Source organism: Paenibacillus koleovorans NBRC 103111 (genome assembly GCF_004000845.1).
Taxonomy (GTDB): domain Bacteria; phylum Bacillota; class Bacilli; order Paenibacillales; family NBRC-103111; genus Paenibacillus_AA; species Paenibacillus_AA koleovorans.
Window position 1 is genome coordinate 24,159 of sequence record NZ_BIMA01000009.1, and the last position, 23,970, is coordinate 48,128.

Below are 23,970 nucleotides of genomic sequence, written 5' to 3' on the forward strand. Positions count from 1 at the left end.
CACTCATTTCTTCATTTGCTGAATAAATGCTTCGAGTTCTCTAATCTTACTATGCAGGAAATAAATTTCTTCCTCTACATGCATTCCCAACCGGGTTCTCATCGATTTTATTACAGAAGCTGCCGGTTGCTTTGGGGCCGACTCCAGCTGAACAGTCTTCAGAACTACAACCCCATCTCCTGAGGCAACATCAACTGTTCCATCTTTTTGAATCCGTACTACTTGCCCGGGAACATATAAGCTTGGATATTCAAATTCCGAGAAAGTTGCCTCCCACACAATTAACTTTTGTGAATTCAAATAAGTATAGGCGCCATTGAACGGCTCAGATGAAGCATTTATGATTCTAACCAGTCGCTTCGCATCCGATTGCCAATCTAATAAGCTATCCGATGGAATACGCGGGTAGCATCGCAATGCCAATTGCGGTTCTTTCGGTTGCGGCTTAGGTGCAATTGCCCCATTACTCAATCCATTTATCGATTTCACGAACAGTTCTGGAACAATATTCTCGAAGAAAGTATAGATATTACCTATCGTAGTTTGTTCATTTATTGGCAGATGTTCTTGTGTAACGATCGGTCCAGAATCCAGTTCTCCTGCTTCCATCTGGTGGATGGTCATTGTTACCCGTTTCTCATACTCAATTAATGCCCAATTTGCACACGCATTACCTCGATATCTAGGCAAGTCACCGCCATGGGCATTAAGAATCCCGAATGGAAAAGCACTTATCGCATCCTTACCGATAATGGTTAACCAGTTCACACTAATTGCAATCTCTGCCCGGCTGTTACTCATTAGTTCAACAATGCGGGGACTGTTGATTTGGGTATCATAAAAAAAAACAGCCCCCAGTCGTTCAGCTAATTCTTTAAAGTCCTCTGCAGTTTTGTCGTATTCAGGGGCTTCTTTGCATGTTCCAATTAACACGACTTCATGACCGGCCTCATGTACTTTAAGAATACTTTCGTAAAGCATATTTGTTCGCCCTAAGGCTGCAATTTTCATTTCCCCTCCATGGTACCCATATGAATAGGTTGAGCAAGTTCAGCCCAGATCTTGTCCGTTTCAATTTGGGACACGATTTCGGATATCGTAAGATTTGGTTTTTTCGCCCGCCTCATCAATTCTCCGACTTTAAGTCCAGCTGCTAATAACTCAATGGTCGGCATTGGCCCCACATGTGCCAGTGTCCTACTCATTCTTACAGGTTCCAAATTCATCATTGGATACATCTGAATGCCTAGACTCTTAACATACTCCATCTCACAGTGACCTGCAAATGGCACCAATACTATCCCACTCGATTGTTCCGCAATCTTTTTCAAATCGATTAGCCCTCGTTCACCAACCAGGACATTGCGATTCATATAGTCAGCAATAATCAAAGCATCTAAAGAATCCAAGTTGCTCTCGTTCAAGCTTTTCACACACTCAAAGAGTGTTACGTCTGCCTCCAGTTGTTGCAGTAAGTCATGAATAACATGGCCGAAATGATCAGAACTAAAGATGGCGATTTTATTTTTTCTAATCTCCAATCCAGCCTCAAATAACAGCTTGGCCACTAAATGTCCACAAGTTTTAAAGCAATTTACACCCGGATGAGTTTCATTTGTGCCCATCACAGGGATATTGTTTAATAAACACTCATTAAGATCAACATCACCTGGTCTAACTTCCCACGCCTCGCACATATATGGAATGACGACCTTGTCATTATTTAGTTTGTTGATCATAGTCTTGTCAATAGGCCGTACATGTCCTAGATTGGTAACAATATCGGCTTCAAATAGTTGCTGATCAATCTTGTTGTGGATATGACATATCCGGTCTACTAGGGTATCATGGATAGCAGCGGCGATTTGGTTCACTTCACGGACCGCTTGTTCGGATGTGCCATATCTTGTATCCCGGGAGATAGCATACACCTTCTCTGCACCGGCCAGTGCAGCAATGACAGGCGTGCATGCATACATGCCTGTCCCAGCTTCTGTATAAACGGTGAGACCCTTTAGATCGAGTTGCAAGGTCTCTTTAACCTCTTTAATTATTTTTGCTATTCGAAGGATATTCATCTAGCATCACAACCTATTCTATTGATCGAAGGACCCTTACCAACTGCTCCGATACTTTATTAATCTCACTGGCAGTCAATTTGTCATGAATTGGAATAGCTAAGCCATGCTTAAATAAACGTGCAGCAACACTAAAATCATTTTCATGATACGCGTACTTTTGCTTGAAATAACTCAACATATGAAGAGCCTGAGCCCCTAAATTCGTCTCAATCTCTCTAGACTTCAATTCGTTGATAATGGTCCGTCTGTCATATTCTTCATTCAGAACGATCATGAAGGTCTGCCAGCTGTGACCGTCCAAATTCTCAGGTAATTGAAACATCTCAATATCTTTCAATAATTGCTGATATTGTTGAGCAATTTCAAATCGTATATTTAGCATACGTTTAAAATATTCAACTTGGGTAATGCCTAATGCAGCTTGAAACTCAGTCATTCTATAATTCAAGCCTGGAACAACAAAATCAATAGATTGGTTCGAATATTCAATCCCGTGATTTCTTAGTTTCAACAATTCCAAATATAGTGATTTGTCATTGGTTGTAATCGCGCCGCCTTCACCCGTGGTTAATGATTTCCTGGGGTGAAAGGAGAAGCAGCCCATATGGCCAAAATCACCCGCAAATCGACCATTAATTTGAGTCCCCAGTGCACATGCCGCATCTTCTACAACGAATAATCCGTGCTCTCTAGCAATATCCATTACTTGATCCATTGCAACTCCGGCACCAAACTCATGAACTGGAATAATTGCCTTCGGTTTCTCGGGCCCTTCAAAACCTTTAATAGCAGCTAACAATGTCTCTGGTGTAATACAATATGTGCTCGGATCCACTTCTACCATTATGGACCTGGCTCCTACTAGTTCAACTGCGTTAGCCGTCGCCGGGAAAGTGAAATCAGGCACAAAAACTGCATCACCTTTTGAAATGCCCAAGGCGATCATAGCCAGATGCAGCGCCGCAGTTCCGCTACTAACAGCTACAACATACGGCCCATTCATGTAATCGGATAATAGTTCTTCAAATTGAAGAACTTTTTTCCCTTGTACCAGCATTCCGCTTTTCAATACTTCAACCACACTGGTTATTTGCTCCTCGGTAAAACTAGGCTGAGACAATTTGATCATAACAACGTCCCCTTGAAGTACTCGGCTGTTCTATGGATGCCTTCATCCAAATCCACTTTTGCTTGGAAGCCCAGTAATTCCTTAGCTTTCCCTACGTGCGGGATTCTCAACTCGATATCAGCTGAGTGTTTCTCTACAAACTCAATCGATGATTTGGAGTTCGTGACTCGGATAATTGTATTCGCCAATCCGTAAATTGTGGTGATAGCTCTTTGATTCCCGATATTGAAGGATTCGCCTATGGCTTCCTTTCTAGTCAGACAGCAAAGGATCCCATCAACCATATCGTCGACATAGCACCATGCTCTAATTTGCGTGCCATCACCGTGAATGATTAACTTATCGTTCTTGATGGCATTGAAAATAAAAGCCCGTATTGCACCCTCTCCAACTTGTCCAGGTCCATACACGTTAAATGGACGCACAGTTACACAAGGCAAATTGGTTTCTTTGTAATAGGAGTAAGCCAAATGCTCTTCAGCTAGCTTGCTCACAGCATACGTCCAACGAGCTTCCCCAACCGCACCCATTACAGCAGGACTCGTCTCGTCGGAACGAAATGCCATTTGTCCGAAAACTTCACTAGTACTAAAGCAAACAACTCTTTCACAGTGGTCCAATGATGCGGCAGCCTCTAATACATAAGCGGAACCGATCATATTCACTTTCATTGTCGTAACCGGGCTCTTGATAACTGTATCGATTCCGGCAATTCCAGCACAATGTACTACATAATCCGAGCCTACCATAGACTTTTTCAATAGTTCAAGATTCAGAACATCGCCTTCGATCACGGTCAAGTTCGGGTGACTATAGTAAGATTTGTATTTAAGGGCGTTCCGAGACATATTATCGAATACCGTGACCTGATTGTGTTCAATCAATCTGCCAATTAAGGTAGAACCGATAAATCCTGCTCCCCCGGTAATAAATATTTTCTTCCCTCTAATTTCCACCAATTTAGACACTCCTACTTTTTAGAGTAAGTAATAGCCCTTCGGCTTATTACTGTGTTTCATAGCATTTCGTGTATCAAGTAAGCTATTGGCCCGGTTCCCCAATAGATCGTAATCGAGATTGGTATGATCAGTAGTAATTACTGTAATATCAGCTGCTTGAATCAATTCTCCAGACAATGGAATTGATTCATACTTCTCTCCTTTATATTTGAAGGATGGGATGTATGGATCATGGTAGCTGATATTTGCGCCAAGCTCTTTAAGAATTTCAATGATTTTGAGAACAGGCGACTCCCGATAATCGTCAATATCTTTTTTATATGCAACCCCTACAATCAAAACATTAGATTTTCTTATGGATTTGGCTTCAAAGTTAAGAATATAAGAGATTTTATCGACAACAAACTGAGGCATCGCGTTGTTAATCTCGCCAGCTAACTCGATTAACCTAGTATGGTAGTTGTATTCTCTTGCTTTCCAAGTAAGATAGAATGGATCAATTGGAATACAGTGACCGCCCAAACCAGGACCGGGATAAAAGGCCATAAAACCGTATGGCTTTGTTTTGGCAGCGTCAATCACTTCCCAGACATTGATGCCCATTCTGTTGCAAAGCACCGCCATTTCGTTTGCAAGCGCAATATTGATATGACGGAAAGTGTTCTCATAAATCTTCTCCATCTCTGCAATGGCCGGACTTGACACCTCGTGAATTTCGCCGTCCAAAACATTCCTATACAAAGTAGCAGCTACGGTTAAGCACTGTTCGGTTACTCCGCCTACGACCTTAGGAGTGTTTTTCGTATGAAAATATTTGTTACCTGGATCGACGCGCTCCGGCGAGTAGGCTAAGAAAAATTCTACTCCGCAAACTAATCCCGAGTGCTCCAAGATGGGTTTGACTAGCTCTTCGGTTGTTCCGGGATATGTGGTGCTTTCCAGAACGACTAACATGCCAGGATGAATATGTTTGGCAATTTCTCTTGTTGATGATTCAACATAACTAGTATCAGGTTGTTGGTACACATCCAGAGGAGTAGGTACGCAAATCGCAACAGCGTCGACGTCATTGATAAAAGAATAATCCGTAGTGGCTCGCAATTGTCCGGAATCAACAAGTTGCTTCAAGTCGGAATCGACTACATCGCCGATATAATTTACTCCGCGATTCACCATGTCCACCTTTTCCACTTGTATATCGAAGCCTACAACTCGATACCCAGCCTTTGCCTTCTCAACTGCTAATGGAAGGCCGACATAGCCTAAACCGACTACACCGATTACTGCTGTTTTCTGATTCAGTTTATCTATTAACAGCTGTGCTCTTTCGACTACATTCAGACCCGATTTACCCATAATGCTCATTCCTCACTTCGCACAAAAATTTGCAATCGTATCAATAATATAGTCTTGTTGATCCATTGTCATCTCAGGATAAAGCGGAAGCGCCAACACTCGCTTCGAAACCGCCTCAGAAACTGGGAAATCCCCTGCTTTATACCCTAGGTCATTATAGACATGTTGAAGATGTAAGGGAACGGGATAATAAACTCCGCTAGCAATTCCTTTCTCCGTTAATTCGAGTTGTAAATCATCGCGAGCTTCAGACTCAATTACGTATAGATGGAAAACAGCTTCTCGACCAGATTTTACAGTAGGAGTCTTGATCGGTAGTGAAGAGAAAGATTCGGAATAATATTGCGCCTTTTCCCTGCGAGCTTGATTCCAGTCATCAATCTTTTCGAGTTTAACAAGCAGTAAGGCCGCCTGCAGCGTATCCAATCGACTATTGTACCCTATCATATCGTGATAATATTTCTTCTTACTACCATGAACTCGAAGCGTTCTAATTCGATCGGCGAGAACATCATCATTTGTTACAACAATACCGCCATCTCCGTACCCCCCAAGGTTTTTAGTTGGGAAGAAGGAAAAGCACCCCGCTTTTCCAATGGAACCTACTTTATTTTCATTAAGCGTGGCACCAATCGCTTGACAAGCATCTTCAATAACTGCAATCTCTTGACTTTTTGCTAGTTCCATAATCTTATCCAGATCTGCAGGCTGGCCGAAGATATGAACTGGAATAATGGCTTTGGTACGTGGAGTTATAGCTTTCTTAAGTTGATCAACATCAATGTTGTAAGTGTTCGGATCAATATCCACAAAAACCGGACGCGCTCCCACCTGCGAAATGACTTCCGCGGATGCAAAAAATGTAAATGGCGAGGTAATGACTTCATCGCCTGGGCCAATACCAAGAGCATCCAATACCAGCAATAGGGCATCAGTACCATTCGCAACACCAATCGCATATTTTACACCGCAGTATCGTGCCATTGCCTCTTCGAATTGCTTCACTTCCGGACCCATTATATAGTGCCCGCCATCCAATACCCGAGTAACGGCCTCAAGAATTTCCGGTCTAATCGTAGCATGTTGAGCTTTTAAATCTAGCAATGGAATATTCATATTTTCCCCTCCGAGATTCATCATAATAAAATCATTTTGAACCATTAACCGATTTTACCAGTTGCTCTACTTTTTCTTTTTCGCTTGGATCATGGTAGTACAAGATGTTCTGGATATTCTCATCATTCTTTTTCTGAACCTGAAGCGATGCCAAGTACCATCTTGCATACTCTCTACCTTGCGGAGTTTCAAAATCATTAGTGAAAGACTTGTATAATAATCCTTCAGCCTGCTTATAGTCTCCTCTAATAAACCACATTCTTCCTACGGAAAACGCCATTGGAGGCGTTACTTTGAACTCTCTGTTGGTGACCGGGTTGGATAACACATTTTGGAACTCATCGATCTTAGCAGAGAGCTGTTGATATTTCTCCCATGCTTGATCCCAATGAACAGTCATCTTTACTGTATCTTGCTTTTGCAAAGCATCGATGCCTAACGTGAACTTCAGATTAAAATAATTTTCATACAGCGAAATCTCCCAAGGATTGCTTTTTAGCGCAGTCTCCAGAAATTCACTCGCTTCCTCAGACTCGTTTTTGAACATGTAAATATTATACACTCTGTAGATTGTGCCAATATTATACGGATCAACATCAGACAACTGCTCTGTATAACTTTCGGCTTCCGATAAATATTTGGGATCCTTTTTTTGTTTGTAAATTTCTAGAAGTATATCAATTTTATACATCAGATACGCGGGATTATCTTTATCCAGTTTTAAGATGCTATTCGAGAACTTGTTAAATTTCGCTTCATCTATACTCGATAGACTCACCAAGTACGTGTAATCTCGAACGGCATTAACTTTCTTGGCACTTGTCACCAATAACAAGCACGCAAGAATGACGAGCACAGAAGGATAAACTAATCTAGATTTACCACTTGTTCCACTTACTCTGTTCTGACTATTGCTTGATGAAAGACTGGACAAGCCGCCAAGGCACATAAACAAAATAATGGTTAAATAAACAAAACTAAAATCAAAATCGATCAAACTATGAATGAGGAGGGGCAGTATAAAAAAGAAATAAACTAAATGACTCAATTCTAATCGACCAATACCACTAGTGAAGTAATTCCGGATGAATCTAATAAATATATACATTAAAAGCAGGATGAAGATGGCGAATCCAAGGATACCTACTTCATTGAGATATTGAAGATAGAAACTATGTGCTTGACGACTAATATATGGGGTGGAGGCATAGTTGTTGAACAATGCTGACCACGCACCGCCACCAGCCCCTAACCATGGATAATCTTCTACCAATTTCAATGAATCTTTATAATAATCCAACCGCATAATAGAACTATTGTCACTCAGATTAATTGATTGAATTCTCTCCGATAATCCCTTAGGCAGAATCTCAAGAAGCAGATTCGAAATAATCACAACGGATAGTAAACCTAGTACACAGATTAGTATCGGGATCAAAAAGTTCCGTTTAATACTCCTCAAGCCTAAGTCTACCGTTTTCCATTTTTCAAGTTTGGATTCAAGTAGCACAACGATAGCACCAACAAAGGAAGAAGCAACGATTAACACAAACAACCACAACCACCGGTTGTTTCCATTTGAAGATTGAAGAGCAGCAATTGAATCCAAAAGGAGGACAGAAATCCCTATGCTAATCAAGATATACGTCAAGGAGACAACTTGCTTTTTCCAGTGGATGAACACCAGAAAAAGCAGTATGCACACAGGCAACAGCAAGTAACCGCCCCTGGAGTAAGTCAATAAAAAAGACAACAGGATTGGAACCAGCATACTGCCATTGATGAACTTGGTACTCGTCTTAGACGAGAAAAAGATTAAGATCAGACAACATACGAGCAAACTAACAAGAATGGCAGAATAAGTATTCGGATATTGAAATACACTGGATAGCCGGTTGCTTAATATTGCATCTCTGTAGTGAAAAAAACCAAACCAATTTGCTAGCCCAAATACAACTATCAAATATCCTGAGTATACTAGCAGTTTTTGCAAAACATTTCGTTTATGCGAGTAATATTTACCTACCAGGAAGATAACCGCGCACATGGTACTGATCAGTACCATATTCATAGCCAAATATTTCGAGGCTGCTTGGAGTGATGATAAAAAATAGCTGAAGGGAACCAACCAAATATATACATCCAGAGATGTATCTCGGAGGTTAAATGTCCACCCTTTATATAGTCGAATAGCAACAAAGACAAGAAGAATGGCCCCAATCATATAAGTAATATATTGCGGCTTGAAAAACTCGACCGTGTTGCCGTTAAATAGAGCACGATAAAAAGGGGCTATGAACAGAAGCCCCCCAACAATACACAATACCAATATCGAATTAATATCGCTCACACTTGTTTGTGTTTTTGTCTTCGCACTTCGATAGACAGAGGCCTTTTCCAATTTCATTTTATTCAACCCTTTAATAGTTACTTGGTCTCAATTGATGCGACTAACTCTAGGGATGCACGGAAAGCTTCATTATTAATTTTTTGTTCTTCGTCGTCGGCGATGTATTGGGGGATATTATACTCAGGAACATACATCTTTAGGATTCTTCTGAAATCCTGTGAAGTCAAACTGCTTTCGATTCGTTCGAGACTCTCGGTCATCTGAACAACATGCTCATAATTGACTTCACGAGCTTTACCTATATAGATACGATCGTGTTTGGTGGCTTGTGTTCCTTCCTCTCCGCTCAGAATTTCTTCGAACAACTTCTCGCCTGGCCGGATTCCCGTGTATTCGATTTTGACATCCTTGTTGGGCTCAAGTCCAGACAGCATAATTAGGTCTTTGGCCAAGTCTGAGATCTTGACGGGCTTGCCCATGTCCAACACGAAAATCTCTCCCCCCTCCGTTAAGGCGCAAGATTGAATCACCAGTTGCACGGCTTCAGGAATTGTCATAAAGTAGCGCACCATATCAGGATGAGTAACCGTGACCGGCCCGCCTTCCTCGATCTGCTTTTTAAAAATAGGGACGACACTGCCGCGACTCCCTAGAACATTTCCAAACCTCACAGCTGCGAAGCTTGTATGACTAATTTGGTCGAAGCCTTGAACAATCATTTCAGCAATGCGCTTTGTCGTCCCCATGACACTGGTTGGGTTCACCGCTTTATCGGTGGAAATCATAATAAATTTATTTACGTGATTCAAATGAGCGCATTCGGCAAGATTTCTAGTACCTAATGCATTATTCTTGATTGCCTCATGAGGATGTCTCTCCATCATAGGAACATGTTTATATGCCGCTGCATGAAAAACAACATGCGGCTTATAGGTGCTAAAAATATCCATAATGCGTTGACGATCCTGAATATCAGCAACGATCGGATCAATGGGAACATACGGAAACGTCTTTCTCAGTTCCATTTCGATCTCGAATATACTGTTTTCTCCTTTTCCAAGTAACAGCAGCTGTTTCGGATGGAATGCCGATATCTGCCGACACAATTCAGATCCAATGGATCCGCCTGCACCCGTAACTAAGATTACTTGGTCAGTCAAAAAACCTGCAATTTCATCCAAATCGATTTTAACAGGTTCTCGTCCTAGCAAATCCTCCACGCTAACATCACGTATGGAATTCACAGTAATTTTTCCATTAATCAGGTCGTTCATACGGGGGATAATCTTGATACGACGGTTGGTTTTCTTGCAAATTTCTATAATATTCGATATTTCTAAACGCGTTGCGGAAGGCATAGCAATAATGATTTGGTCAATCTTGTACTGTTCTACCAGGCTTGGAATAGACTGCCGGTCACCCGCCACTTGGATTCCGAGAACCTCAAGATTTCTCTTGTTCTTATCATCATCGACGAAAACAACCGGATAGTATTCCGATTTACTACGTTTCAATTCCTTGGCTACCATGCTGCCAACATTTCCCGCTCCGATAATAAGCGCGCGTTGATGGTGAGGTTGCAGCTTGTTGTAAGTGTCTCCCATTATTCGCCACACAATCCTAGATGTTCCAATAGAAAATAATGTAAGTAGCGCAGTGATGGGATAAATACTGCGAGGCACGTTTACTTCGGGGTACATTGAAAGATGATGGAAGATCATAAAAATACAAGAGGCTAAGCCAGCCCCTTTAGCAATAGATAATAAGTCGTTGACGCTCGCGTAGCGCCAAACTCTTTTGTATATTTTAAAGTAATAAAAGCATACCAGAGTAATAACCAAATAACTTGTTATCACATACGGCAATGTCAGCCTATATTCCGCCAATATATCAAAATCAAATCTGAGCAGATATGATAAATAGACAACGATGGATATAACAAGAGAATCCAATAGGATCAATAGTAACAGCCGTACATTCTTAGTCATTTTTCCGCCCGCCATTATTGTTTTCTACAATTTTCTTCAAAGTGACGGCAATTATCATAAGAATAAGAGAAAGCATAAACACAGAGATGACATTCAAGAGACGATTTGGTCCGATCGCTGTTTCCGGCTCCAATGCGGGGGCGATTGACACAGCGGTAAATTCCGTTACTTGTCTTTGATATCCTTGCTGATCTTCACCCGGATTACTCGGATTTTGCTCTAAAGTCTCAATTCTTTTTTCATTTGTTGAAATTTTATTCTCAAGCATTTTTTTTTCTCGATCAGCTTTTGAAAGCTCAATTTTTTTCTCAGAAATAATCTCCTTGAGTTTGTAGTAATTCTCGTTCTCATGTTCACTAATTAATTGTATTGCTCCAGCTTTACCCTTTTCGACTGCTCCCTGACTGACAACACCATATAAATAGGGGTCATCCGCCAGTGCTTTTTTGGTCACAATTAGTTCTGGTGTCTGCTTGAGTTCTTCCTCAGCTGTTGCAATCTCACTTTGAATAAGCAAGTAAGACTCCGATACCTCGACCAACTGTTTTTTACTTTCTACAATACTCTGTGAGCGTTCTATAATTTCGATCCTCGATGCCAGCGCATTCGAAAATAAATTAACAATATTGGTGATCTTCTCCGGTTCATTCCCACGCAACTTTATTCTAACATACCCTGTACCCTCTAATTGCTCAAATTTCACAGCCCCCTTGAGAGATGCAGTCGTGTATCCGAGACTATCTAGTTTATTACGCTGCACCAGTTTAGAAGTAAAGGTATCGTTATTTATCGATGCTATGTAGGACTTTATAAGTTCCGGTTTTTCTTTTCCAATCCCTACTGTTGCGGAGGCTTCGTACACAGACTTAAGATAAAATAAATTAATGAATAAAGCACAGACGGCAACGGATAATGATACAGCAATTATTAATATCTTCTTCAACCAGAGTCTTTGGACAATGTCTCTAATGCTGAGTTCATCTTGCAATTTTATACCCTCATTTTCTATGTAAATTTGGTAGTAATTCGAAAGGTGAATAGTAGTTTCAACAGTATACTACAAAGTATGACATTATTTTATCAAACCTAGTTTAAGATGTAAACGGTTGGAAATAATTACGTTAGTCCTATACAACCTGACAGGGACACAGATAACCTCCCATGTCCCCCTCTGAAAATAGACGTTCCTATGCTCTAAGCGATGATTGGTTAACAACTCTGCCTATTGAGTAATATTCCAGACCAGCAGCATCTGCTTGCTCAGGAGTAAATAAATTCCGACCATCAATAAGGATTCCACTTTTCATTCGGGCAAACACTGTTGAAAGATCCATTTTTCTGAACTCCTCCCATTCGGTCAGTAGACAAACGGCATCAGCTTGATCTACTGCTTCTAAAGACGATTCACACCAAGTGATACTTGGAGCATCAAGTACTTTTTTGAAATTGCGCATGGCAATAGGATCATATACCTTTATCGTCCCTCCCAATTGGATAAGGGTTCGAACAATGTCGATCGCCGGTGATTCACGGACGTCATCCGTATTAGGCTTAAAGGCGAGTCCCCATATTGCTATACATTTTCCACTTATTTTTCCGATGGCTTGCTCGATCTTCCGAATAATGCCAAATCGTTGATCATTGTTAACTTCCACAACAGCCTTTAATAGTTTAAAGTTGTAGTTTTCGTTGCCTGCTATCTGGATCAACGCTTGCGTGTCCTTAGGGAAACAGGAGCCACCATATCCGATTCCTGCATTCAGAAAGGCTGCTCCAATTCGATTATCGAGTCCCATCCCTTTAGAGACTTGGGTAACGTCAGCCCCAACCTTCTCGCAGATATTGGCTATTTCATTGATAAAAGAAATCTTCGTCGCCAAAAATGCGTTGGAAGCGTATTTGATCATTTCTGCACTTCGAATATCTGTAATCATAATTTGTTCTGAGTAAGGACTGTATAGCTCCTTTAGTGTATATCCCGTATGTTCATCTTCCACACCGATAATGACACGATCCGGCAGTAAGGTATCCTTAACAGCGGAGCCTTCTCGTAAAAACTCAGGTACCGAAGCAATTTGGAATTGAAATGGCGATAGATGTGCAATCAAGCGCTGAATTCTATGATTTGTTCCGACGGGAACCGTACTTTTAATGACAATAATCTTATGTCCGTTCATAGATTTCGCAAGTTCACAAGCAACATTCTCAATAAATGACAAGTCTGCCTCTCCAGATGGTAACGGCGGTGTCCCCACCGCGATCATGATCAAATCAGCAAATTGTACAGCATTCTTCAAGTCAGTCGTAAAATGTATAAGACTTCTTTCCATACATTCTTTCATTAGTTCTTGCAGCCCCGGCTCATGGATTGGTACATGGCCTTCATTCAAAAACGCGATCTTGTTCCTATCTTGGTCTACACACATGACTTGATTCCCTTTATGTGCGAAACAGACTCCAGACACTAGTCCAACATAGCCGGTTCCAATTACTGCAATTTTCACAGAACATCTCTCCACTTTATGACATTTCAATACTAAGTCACAGCCTATTAAAGTCCCAAATTAGGAGACACTGTTCAATTCCTTCCACACTAATGTATTTTCATATATCTGAGGGGTTTCGTCAACTTTCTATATGAGAACTTAAATATCTGTTAAACTTTCCTTTCTAATAAAGACCTAACTCTAGCCACCCAGAGCAGTGTTATATTCAGAAATGCTGAATCCTTTCTTTACGAATCCATATTATGTAGAACTAATGAGGTACATTGAAAAGCCGTTCCAGTTATCTGAAACGACTTAATACTTTATTGCTCCATTAATACCCAATTCGTTTGTATTTGGTTACTGCATGCAAAAGCCTAGAACTCACACCAAATGTTACTAGCAATTCTCCATCCGGCCAATTTCTCTTCTGCCTTAAACATTGCTTTATCATGTTGCAAAGTGACTTTTGATGCAAATCAGAAAGGCCTGTTTGTTTCCATTCAGACTTGGGACGAAGACCGAATGCCAGTACACGTCGATCTAATAGTTGAATGAACAATTCACCAGAGTTCGTTATGGCAAACTCCTCTATTAACTCTTCGAATACAACATCCAACATGGAATCCAATGACGCAGACCCAAGCATTCTACTTCCTCCTCTATCCCAAAATCATGATCAAACCTCATCCCCCAAGCAACTGCGCCTTCCTAGCTTCCTTCTCGGCCTCATACTGGCTTCGATAGATTGCAACAGCGGTGGTCTCGTACTGATTGGCCACAAGTCGACCTTCTAGAGCACTAAGTACCCCATTGAACTCGGCATCGATCTGGAGCAAGGCGGCATATCCTTCAGCCGCAATGGCCAACTTCCGACTAGTATCCGACTCGGCTTTATATTGTGCGTAGAGTGCCGAGAGTCTTGACTCCGCAGAGTTGCGGAGTGCTGCCATTTGTGACTCCGCTTCACTGATTAGGGTTGCATAAGCAACCTTTACTGGTGTCGGCTGAGTCGGGATAATGCCTCCTCCTCCTCCTTGCGGAACCGTGGGCGTTGATGGAGTTGGGATTGGCGATGGAGATGGTGTAGGTGACTTTACAGGCTGAGTTGGCCCCTCCGGTTTTGTACCCGGTTTTGTACCTGGCTCACCTGTTCCAGTTGTCTCCACACTCACCGTGTATGTTTCCGAATCCCATTCGATCACCTTGCCAATTGACTCACTCAGAAATCGCATAGGGACATATAAGGAACCCTCAATGATCATGCCAGGGCTTTCTTCTGGAGGGGCTAGCGATTTCCCATCAAATATGTAATGTACTTGCTCAAAATAGACTTCAATTGGAGTAGAAGCGAGACTCGATGTATCAAATGCACCGATATCCCGGTTGACAGCTCGGTTTAGTTTATATTCGTGGATACTTACTTTTTGCATAGTATTGGGATCACTAATACGTACGGTATACGTTTCCCCATTCCAGTCCACATGTTTATCGAGTGAGTACGAAAGGAATCGGAGCGGTACGTATGTCGTACTGTTAAAAATAAACCCACGTTGTTCTTCCGGAGGGGACAGTTGCTGACCATCAAATACGAAATGCATAGGGACGAAATAAACTTCAATTAGCGCGTTGTTCTGGGCACCGGCACTAGAAGCAACTGAAACCCCTTGTAACATCATTAGCAGAACACAAGCCGCACATAACCTCTTTATCTTACTTACTACTTGATCCATCTTATTTGCTCCCCCTGTTTCTCCACATAACGATAATAGCTCTTATCCAAACGGCAGCAAGTCCCAGCACGCCTCCGCACAGATCAATACCAACATCCACCCATGATTCGTTCCGCCCTATCCGGAATCCTTGGTTCCACTCATCCATTGCCCCAATTATAGCAACAAATAACAATGAAAGAATTACGGACCATTGATTTTTTATTCTCCATCGAGTCAACACAAAGTACAACAACATGGCTAAACCCGCATATAGAAGTAGATGAGCCAGCTTCCTAACAACATACTCGATGAAGAGGAGCGGGGATTGCTTTGCTGAAATGTTCGTGTTAGAATAATGGATTTCTATAGCTGGAATGAACCGGCTAACTTGATCTTCATCTATGTAATGACTCAAAAAGGGTTTAAAGTTTTGCTGCTTGTATGGTTGTGAAGAAAATGCAAAGATCCCGCATATCCAGATCAACAACATAACTATCAGCAACCCACGTTTGGCTACGATTGGTTTCATCCTTTCTTGAGAGCGGAAATCAGATTACCTAGCGCTTCTTGTCTCACTTGGTTCTTAGCAGTTGTATACTGAGTGCGCCATCCTGCCACATCCTCAAGTCCCAATCCGGCCTTAGAATAGGCATGTTCAGCTTCTGTCATCAGTTGATTGAAAGACTGGTCGCATTGCTGTTCAGCTTCTATGACCTGCGGAAGAAAGGTATTCTGCAGTTCTTGCAGGGAGTACGTTTGTCCGCTTGCTGCTGGTTGCGAAAGTTTATTAATGATTTCTTGAGTAAGTCGATTGACTTGAGAAGTACAGGTTGTCTGTATGTTCGTCAGCTTCATCGCATATGTGCTTTTCAACTCAGCCCCGGTTGTTCCTGGTGGTGTTTCGGAAGGAGTCGAAGTAGGCTTGGCAGTTGAACTGGGACTTGGAGTGGGAGACGGAGTAGCCACTGGAATAGAAGAGGTTGGTGTTTGATAAGCTTCATTTGCAGCGACTTTTCTTTGCTCCAGCTCCTTCATGACCTTGGCTCGCTCAACCTCATCGTATACCCCTACCAGCTCGATCGGGTAATTGCGGTCTAAGATGATTAAACCTTTGCCATACTCGGTGGTGATGGATCTCAGGGCCTGGATTTCTTCTACAGTCAGCTTGGCCAATAAGAGATCACGAATTTTTTGTTTTTCCGCAGTTGACAGCTTCTCTGTAGATTGACCAATTAGATAATACACTTCTTTCAAGCTCAATCCGGAATTCAATAGGATCGCGGCTACATCTAAAGCATCTTGAGTGTTCACGGACTTGGAAGCAAATTGATTAGCCTTATCAATGGTGTTGTCCATGATCGATGGAAGCTGTTTGTCCGTTGACGGAGCAGTCCCTCCGTTATGCCTGGCTTCAATTCTCGCTTGAATATCGGCCAACTCGATGGACTTGATTTGATAATAAAAATAACCAACCACTGCTCCTATAGTAACCAAAATCGCGAATACTGCACTAAGGGTCCACCGTACCCAGCGCTTCGACCTTCTCCAAAATCTAAACACGGTGCACCTCCTTAGTCACTATTTGTTGCAAGTGATCTATAACGGTCATCAAGCTATTCCCCGCTTCAGAGTTTGACGATTGTTGAATCTGCTCTTGAGTTAGCCGATCCACGAAATCGAAGTTCAACCGCAGGTCTGATAACTGAGAGAGAGCCAATCCTTTACATCTTCCCTCTCGCTCCAGGACATCCAATGTACTACGATCCTCTCGAAATCCCTTCCTACGCAATAAAATCATCGGCTTGGAATTACAATAAGCTTCACTGACAGTGGACCAACCCGGCTTCGTAATGACCACATCCGCTGCTGCTACATAGTTTTGAGATTCGGGATAGCTTGCAGGAATCCGCATTACATTCGAACGAGAATTACTCATATGGCTAGGTACTAGGAAAATACACTCTTCATTTGACCAGAACGGATGAGCAGAAACAGCTTCATGATCGATGGACATCCCCATGCCGTAAAAAACGATGGTCTTCTTCCTATGCGGATCCACCATTTGACGAATTCGATGTACTTCTTCGGGATGAACCTCTCTCGAAAAAAAACCAGAGTTGGCATGCCCCATTCTCCCCCATCTCGGTTCCTGCTCGGCCCCAATTAAAGCGATAAAGTAGTCCATACAAGAGTAAGCCGTCCGCAAAGTATCCAACTGATGGGCAGGGAGTATGTCCTCATAAGCTGTAAACCAGGTGAAATTAGAGATTCCTACGGAGGGAATGCCGAGTTCATCAGCGGCCAAAAAGGGAATAGGACTAATATCAGATACAACACAAAGCGGTCTTTGTTGTCTAAGGAATTGCTTCTCCATTTGAACGCGCTTACGCCAAGAGTGGAGATACTGACGATAACGCTCACGCATTTGTATAAGATTCGGCTCAAGTGAAACAGGATCAAGGATATATCCCATCTCCGTTGAGATTTCAAGAAATTGGACACAACTCGACGAGAAGCTAGCTAGTGATTGCTGTAAAAAGGTCAAGGGATTACGAGATGCACATACAATGATTTGAATCGTTGGATGACTCTGTAGCCATTTTCGAATGATAGCGATACTTCGAGCTGCATGACCATAGCCATAATCCGAGACATACCAACAAACTTTCGTATTAATCATCTCGCAACCACATTCGTCCATGGAGACTGATAGCTCACGTTGTCCTCCTGGACAATCTGGCCGATCTGAACTTCGATTAGAACTATCGGTTCTTCAGCTCGGATGCCGTGTTTCATCCCATTGGGGATCTGAACTACATCATTTGCTTTAACAGGGATCGCTTCCCCCTCAAGTATAACTTCCCCTCGCCCACTTAGAATCGTCCAAGTTTCCACTCGGTAGAAATGAGCTTGATAGCCGAAGTTCTCTCCTGCATGCAGACTGATCCGCCTGGTTAATGCTTCCTCACCGTTTTCCAACTTAGAGAAATCTAACACCCTGTATGATCCCCATAGACTCTCTTCATACATTGGACGATGATCGAATCGTATCAGATCTTTAAGCTTGGGACTAGAGGCTTTATCGGAAACTAAAACACCATCGGGGCTCACAGCAACAACGGCATTCGATACCCCCATCACTACGACAGGAATGTCTAACTCGTTAATCAGATGCGTGTTCAAGCTGTCCTCACTGACGATCCCATTGCCTATCAGTTGGGTATCCATCTCTTCCGTGAGCGTGTTCCAGGTTCCAAGATCCTTCCACTCTCCCGCGTAGGGTAACACTACAATAGCCGATTCTCTTTCAACCACTTCGTAGTCGAAGCTGATCTTCGGCAGTCTGTGATACTGTTTCACCAGTTGCTCGTATTGAACCGGAAGCCCCTTCTCCAACAACTTCTCAATCATATATTCCAATCGGAATGCAAAGACCCCACAGTTCCATAGTGCCTTATAATCCTCGATAAGGGTCTTCGCATAATCCTCGGAAGGTTTCTCTTTAAACTGTTGAACCGGATAGTAGGGAGAGGCTCCACCCTTTAACTCAGGCAAGATATAACCGTATTTAGTGGAAGGATAAGTCGGCCTTACACCCATTAACGCCAAGTGCGCAGCCGATGGTTTTAGTACGGTCTCCAATTCCTTAAGCTTATTGAAGAAGTGGTCTTCGACATATGGATCAACTGGCAAAATAACCACGACCTCATCCAATTCTACTCCCTGAACGGAATACAAATAAGTGGCAGCCAATGCAATCGCCGGAAAGGTATCCCTACGCTCCGGTTCTATAAGGATGGGAACATCCCAACCTAATTGTTGACGGATCATATCAACTTGCGTATGGTTCGTCGCGATAATAGAAGATTCAGCGAGGCCACACAGAAGCAATTGACGCCAGACACGCTGGACCATGGATTCCATATGGCCGGGCTGGTGCTCGAGAATCTTTAAAAACTGCTTGGATCGGGCATCGTTTGACAAAGGCCATAAGCGTTTACCGGAACCGCCGGAGAGGAGGATTAAGTTCATAAGTTCACCGCTCTAATATGTTGTTTTATAAAGGAACATAACTGCAGATGCAAAAAATTCGAACTTTTATTTGATTTCGCTATACAAACCCGGAGTTCCCACACACCTCATAGGTCCTCTCTCGAGTACTCCAGATGCAGCGCAAGGGAGTGCCTCTTATTCATTTCAACCCTTGTAAAATATCAACAGAAAATAGTTCTAAATTCTTAAGCTATTTTCTTTCACCTATTTTTCTAAAAGGCACACCTACATTAATTGAGTATGGTTCTGTAGCACCATTTACAATACAACCTGCCCCCACTACAGATCCTTCTTTTATAGTAGATCCTTTCAAAACCTTCACCCCTGCGCCTAACCAACAATCTTCTTCAATTACAATAGGCTTATTAATCATTTTCTGTTCTTGAATTCTCCTATCTCTTGATATGCCATGATCCGAATCAATAATGTAACATTGTGCAGCAATAAGAGTATTAGCCTCGATTGTAACTGACTCACCCGAGAAAATTATTGTATCTTTCCCAATTGCAACATTGTCACCTAATATAATTTTACCATTTCCAGATATTTGTACTCCTGAATAAAGTTTTACGTTCCTTCCCCAGATAATGTGAGTTGCTTGAATATCTACCATCCCTAGCACTTTAACTTTGGCACCATACTTTAAATAAATTTTTAACTCTTGAAATTTACTAGCTAATTTATTTATCATCTTCCCCCACCTTTACGAATATACCTTTCTAGCCATACAGTTTGTCCAATACAATAAGGAAGCAATGAAACAGAATGTGCTAATATAACTCCATAGTAGGTTGGAAACAAACTTGTAAATATTATAGTTAACGGAAATATCAAACAAGCCCCTACTGTCATCAACACAAACTGCCATTTCATTTCGTTTAGTCCACTACAAATTGAAGCATATATACCCGACCATATCATTATTCCTTGTTCAATCGCAAATAATATCATTATATTTTTGTTTACATTAATAGAATTCTCTTTCAACCAGACATCAAACAAATCCTGCATGATTGGAAAAAAAGCAAATTGCGCAACAATAAAAATTACTGCAATTAATTGCAACACTCTTGTTGTTTTTTTAATCCATCGATAGTCATTTTCGGATTTTGCTTTTGTGATAGCAGACCATATTGGGAGAGTGATCAAAGAATAGACCGCAGTACTCAACGAAAAAATTTTAAAATATACGTTATACTCAACCACATATATACTTCCTATTAACCATGTAATCAAAAAAATACTAGTATTGTTTATTATCATTGCTTCCAATTGTAGACCCAAAAAGACGCCGCCTACTTTCAATGTATCTATTGCATACACCATATCAAAATAACGTATACTTGGTAACACGGCTTTTAGACGAGTTAAAAAAACAATTATAGTTGCAGTAAGTAATGGTAAATTTACAGAAAATAAATACACTAGTGCCAGAAGAATTATATTATAACTATCCCCATTGATATTACATATAGAAACAAATATTAAGATAAAAATGTTAGTTATAAGAGTTAACAAATTAGGTATTGATGATTCTTGTAAAGCATATAAAATTGATGAAACTAATCGTAGTATAAATTGCAACATGATACCCACTATTACAATAATAATTGCTATTCTTAGTTCATCTGCATTGATTATTTGATCAGAAATATCAAAAACTTTATTCCAAGGAATCGTTAGAGAAATCAAAAAAATGATACTAAAAACACCTAAAGCAACTACAGTCAAAAAAATGTAGGCAGATGAAATATATTTTCTGGTCCCCATTTCATCATTTTTAGCAATCGTAACTACTATGCGATTTCTTAGCCCATTACCGATTCCTAAATCAAAATTTAAAATCCAGCTCAACACAGAAAGTATTGTAAACCAAACACCTAGCAATTTATTATCTTCAAAGTATCTCATGTACGCAGGTATTGTAAGAAAACCAATTAATATAGCAAATCCTTTAACTAATACGCTATTGATGACATTAGATATAACCCTTCTTGTATTGCCACTAAATTGTCTAAGTTTTCTCATTACTATTTAGGACCTCTATTAATTTCGTTATGTCTTCGAAATAATCCGCATGTTTATTTATCCATGCCTTATCTTTATTCCACCACTTTAATTCCATTAAGAATGAAATTATATTATCTTCAAATCGGTTTCGAATAACTTCTGCAGGCACTCCTCCAACAATTGCATATGCTGGGACATCCTTTGTTACAACTGCACCAGCTGCAACAATTGCACCATCTCCAATGTTTACTCCTTCAATCAATGTTACATGGGAAGCAATCCATACATCATTCCCTATAATAACGGAATAATTTTTATTCTCATCTGCATAACGGAACTCTTCAAACTTTTGCTTGTTTACATACGTAAATCCATATTGTTGTTTCAAAGAATAAAATGACGGGTGGATTGATACAATAGTTGAAGTTGGATGTTGTCCACTAATAATCTTTACTCCCGGTGCTAATGCAGTATATTTTCCAATTTTAGCATTAATTATCTCTGAATCTCTACTAATTCCAGATCCATATCCTAATTCCACATTATTCACCCAAGCATGCTTGGCAATTGTATTATATCCTTCACATTTAATATTAGAAACAATTCTTGATGGCCAAACTTTACAAGTTTTATCTATTTTATATTTCTTTGTTGAGTACCAGTAAAATATTTTGTTTATAATTTTCTTTGCAATGTACATATAAATTTCTGCCCTCTTCCATTTCATGTCTAGCATGCTTTGTGAGGTGACAATTTCTAAAAGAAAAACTTAGTATCTCATTTTTTAAATATATTTTTCGTATTAGGTGCACGATTAGTGTAATGATATGAGTGTATTTAATAACTAAGTAAATCCCCTTTAACTACCACCTATCCATTTCATGTAAAGAGCAATATGCCCTTCATCCTATTGTGATTTATCGAAAAATGCTTTCAATCTGAACGAATTAAGGAGGAGATTGTTATTCCCAAATCAATTAAGGTATTACAATTGAGAAATGGATCTTATAGCGGATCCAAATTATTGCTTTACATAGGGTATGAGGTACGGATTGGAATGGAGGTTGGAAACGTTCCCGGCGCAACCTAATTTCATAGATTAGAATAATCCACATGAGTAGAAATAATGTGAACTGCTGCATCCATGCTAAATAAATGAGGTAACTGATATGCATTAGAAGTAGAAGGCTGTACTTGAAGCCCTGCTGCAGATTCAAAATATTTTATATTTCAAGTTTAGACATATTAAATATTGCTTAATACATGAAATGATATTAACATCTGGTGTTTTATGCAAAAACAATATAGGAGAATATTTTTCCGTATGATATGGTACTAAAAATTCATTCCCATATCTTTTATACCATTCTGGATATTTTCCTCTCTGAGTAGGATCCAGATGAGCAAATATCATTTCTTTTTTGCATAACAAGCTTAATATTGATTGATCCTCTCTATGCGACACAAATTTTCTTCCAGTTCCCTCTATATTATGCTGCCCTTCTTCTGGTGAAATCAAATTATAATCACAACAAAGAGTTAACCATCTCTTTACAAACGCTCGAGTTTCTTTACAATTAATAGTCAAAAAGAAGGTGGCTTGTATTTGGTTAGAATATTTATAACTATCTGTATCACAATTCATATTTCTAAAACAGGACGGCTTAGTGAAACACACTTCCAATAATGGAATGTCAGATACCCATATTTTTTTTTCAGAATCAATCGTTTCTATTAAAGTGTTAATATTTCTTAAAAAAAAAGCTCCTGAATCACTGTAAAAAATAATATCTCCTTCATCGCACTCTTCCATAACCTTCAATATAAAGTATGGTTTCCATAGCCATAGGCCATTACCACGTTTGACATCCAATATATATTTGTTCCTTTTTTTAAAATCCTTGTCGATATCTTCAGGACCAAAAGAATAAACTTTATCTAGTTTACCAATGTATTTCCCCGTCCAACTATTGAACTTCTGTGTGCGTTTATATTTTTCATCAGCATAATTAATAAGTATTTTCATAATGTCCCCATTATATAAAATTCAATTATTAATTAAATAGAATTCATATACACAGTAAAATAATTTGAATTCTATTACTTTAACTTTTTGACTACTCTTCCTGGATTTCCAACAATAACACTATTATCCTCAAATGTTCCACTCACAACCGCCCCAGCACCTACTACGGAACCATCTCCAATTATTGTACCTTTCAAAATAATTGTATTACAGCCAATAAAACAATTTTTCCCAATCCTAATCTCTTTTGTCGGGATAATGTCATTATCTACTGGCCCGACAGAATCGAACATTAGTCTATTTCGCTCTTCCCACTCTATAGGGTGGAAATCGTTATCTAGTATTTTGCAATTCCCCCCAATTGCAGTGTTTTCTCCTATATACACGCCCTTCCTCGCATAAATTGTCGCTCCAGAAATACCGACATTATCACCAATTAATATTTTAGCCTCAGCAGTGCGGGTAACAATAATAGTACGACTGTAGAGTCCAACTAAATTTGAAATAAATGATGATTTAATTGTAACATTATTACCAATTTGTATAGAGGCCCCCTTCTTGTTGAATATAAGAGGACAACCTTTCAGATTGAGTTTCTTGCCATACTTTATGTTAAGCAGTTTAAGAATGATCTTATAATAGTTGCAATTCATAGCATTTGTTCTCTCTTTCAATTAATCTCATTTAACACATTATAACTT

The 23,970-nt window shown here is 40.3% G+C and carries 21 protein-coding genes; all 21 read right to left on the reverse strand.

All coding sequences use genetic code 11. From position 1 onward, the window contains the following. Positions 1–3: 3 nt before the first annotated feature. A complete protein-coding gene (locus PKO02S_RS04650; protein ID WP_127579932.1) occupies positions 4–1,011 on the reverse strand; it encodes a methionyl-tRNA formyltransferase in 1,008 nt (335 codons plus the stop codon). Continuing rightward, on the reverse strand, positions 1,008–2,078 hold the full coding sequence (locus PKO02S_RS04655) for a hypothetical protein (protein ID WP_127579933.1): 1,071 nt from the start codon (positions 2,076–2,078) through the stop codon (positions 1,008–1,010). The genes PKO02S_RS04650 and PKO02S_RS04655 overlap by 4 nt, the downstream gene beginning before the upstream one ends. 13 nt (positions 2,079–2,091) lie before the next feature. Beyond that, positions 2,092–3,210: a DegT/DnrJ/EryC1/StrS family aminotransferase gene (locus PKO02S_RS04660; RefSeq protein WP_127579934.1), complete on the reverse strand. Its 1,119-nt coding sequence runs from the start codon at positions 3,208–3,210 to the stop codon at positions 2,092–2,094. Beyond that, the gene (locus PKO02S_RS04665; protein WP_246066838.1) at positions 3,207–4,166 is read right to left on the reverse strand and encodes an NAD-dependent epimerase/dehydratase family protein; all 960 of its coding nucleotides are present in this window, start codon (positions 4,164–4,166) and stop codon (positions 3,207–3,209) included. The genes PKO02S_RS04660 and PKO02S_RS04665 overlap by 4 nt, the downstream gene beginning before the upstream one ends. 21 nt (positions 4,167–4,187) lie before the next feature. After that, positions 4,188–5,525 (reverse strand): nucleotide sugar dehydrogenase, encoded by a 1,338-nt coding sequence (locus tag PKO02S_RS04670; protein WP_127579936.1) that lies wholly within the window; start codon positions 5,523–5,525, stop codon positions 4,188–4,190. Between the two features lie 12 nt (positions 5,526–5,537). Further along, positions 5,538–6,641, reverse strand: coding sequence for a DegT/DnrJ/EryC1/StrS family aminotransferase (locus PKO02S_RS04675; protein ID WP_127579937.1), 1,104 nt, complete (start codon positions 6,639–6,641; stop codon positions 5,538–5,540). A gap of 31 nt (positions 6,642–6,672) precedes the next feature. Next, the gene (locus PKO02S_RS04680) at positions 6,673–9,048 is read right to left on the reverse strand and encodes an O-antigen ligase family protein (protein WP_127579938.1); all 2,376 of its coding nucleotides are present in this window, start codon (positions 9,046–9,048) and stop codon (positions 6,673–6,675) included. A gap of 20 nt (positions 9,049–9,068) precedes the next feature. Beyond that, positions 9,069–10,979, reverse strand: coding sequence for a polysaccharide biosynthesis protein (locus PKO02S_RS04685; protein ID WP_127579939.1), 1,911 nt, complete (start codon positions 10,977–10,979; stop codon positions 9,069–9,071). Next, positions 10,972–11,967 carry a Wzz/FepE/Etk N-terminal domain-containing protein gene (locus PKO02S_RS04690; protein WP_164821296.1) on the reverse strand — a complete coding sequence of 332 codons (996 nt, stop codon included), beginning with the start codon at positions 11,965–11,967 and terminating at the stop codon, positions 10,972–10,974. The genes PKO02S_RS04685 and PKO02S_RS04690 overlap by 8 nt, the downstream gene beginning before the upstream one ends. A gap of 199 nt (positions 11,968–12,166) precedes the next feature. Then, positions 12,167–13,483, reverse strand: a complete 1,317-nt coding sequence (locus PKO02S_RS04695; RefSeq protein WP_127579941.1) for a UDP-glucose dehydrogenase family protein — start codon at positions 13,481–13,483, stop codon at positions 12,167–12,169. 316 nt (positions 13,484–13,799) lie between these two features. Continuing rightward, positions 13,800–14,114, reverse strand: a complete 315-nt coding sequence (locus tag PKO02S_RS04700; protein ID WP_127579942.1) for a hypothetical protein — start codon at positions 14,112–14,114, stop codon at positions 13,800–13,802. 37 nt (positions 14,115–14,151) lie between these two features. Continuing rightward, positions 14,152–15,198 (reverse strand): copper amine oxidase N-terminal domain-containing protein, encoded by a 1,047-nt coding sequence (locus tag PKO02S_RS04705; RefSeq protein ID WP_127579943.1) that lies wholly within the window; start codon positions 15,196–15,198, stop codon positions 14,152–14,154. A 1-nt stretch (position 15,199) separates the two neighbouring features. Beyond that, positions 15,200–15,709, reverse strand: a complete 510-nt coding sequence (locus PKO02S_RS33795) for a VanZ family protein (protein ID WP_127579944.1) — start codon at positions 15,707–15,709, stop codon at positions 15,200–15,202. Next, entirely contained in the window at positions 15,706–16,740 is a 1,035-nt protein-coding gene (locus PKO02S_RS04715) for a hypothetical protein (protein ID WP_127579945.1), read from the reverse strand. Before PKO02S_RS04715 ends, PKO02S_RS33795 begins: the two co-directional genes overlap by 4 nt. Beyond that, positions 16,733–17,860 carry a hypothetical protein gene (locus PKO02S_RS04720; protein WP_127579946.1) on the reverse strand — a complete coding sequence of 376 codons (1,128 nt, stop codon included), beginning with the start codon at positions 17,858–17,860 and terminating at the stop codon, positions 16,733–16,735. The genes PKO02S_RS04715 and PKO02S_RS04720 overlap by 8 nt, the downstream gene beginning before the upstream one ends. Next, a complete protein-coding gene (locus PKO02S_RS04725; protein WP_127579947.1) occupies positions 17,857–19,212 on the reverse strand; it encodes a sugar phosphate nucleotidyltransferase in 1,356 nt (451 codons plus the stop codon). Before PKO02S_RS04725 ends, PKO02S_RS04720 begins: the two co-directional genes overlap by 4 nt. 211 nt (positions 19,213–19,423) lie before the next feature. Next, the gene (locus PKO02S_RS04730) at positions 19,424–19,924 is read right to left on the reverse strand and encodes an acyltransferase (RefSeq protein WP_127579948.1); all 501 of its coding nucleotides are present in this window, start codon (positions 19,922–19,924) and stop codon (positions 19,424–19,426) included. Next, positions 19,921–21,261, reverse strand: coding sequence for a lipopolysaccharide biosynthesis protein (locus PKO02S_RS04735; RefSeq protein ID WP_127579949.1), 1,341 nt, complete (start codon positions 21,259–21,261; stop codon positions 19,921–19,923). Before PKO02S_RS04735 ends, PKO02S_RS04730 begins: the two co-directional genes overlap by 4 nt. Further along, positions 21,248–21,970, reverse strand: a complete 723-nt coding sequence (locus PKO02S_RS04740; RefSeq protein ID WP_164821298.1) for a CatB-related O-acetyltransferase — start codon at positions 21,968–21,970, stop codon at positions 21,248–21,250. The genes PKO02S_RS04735 and PKO02S_RS04740 overlap by 14 nt, the downstream gene beginning before the upstream one ends. A gap of 486 nt (positions 21,971–22,456) precedes the next feature. Next, entirely contained in the window at positions 22,457–23,269 is an 813-nt protein-coding gene (locus PKO02S_RS04745) for a hypothetical protein (protein WP_127579951.1), read from the reverse strand. 74 nt (positions 23,270–23,343) lie between these two features. Then, complete coding sequence (locus tag PKO02S_RS04750; RefSeq protein WP_127579952.1) at positions 23,344–23,922, reverse strand: acyltransferase; 579 nt, start codon at positions 23,920–23,922, stop codon at positions 23,344–23,346. Between the last annotated feature and the right edge of the window lie 48 nt (positions 23,923–23,970).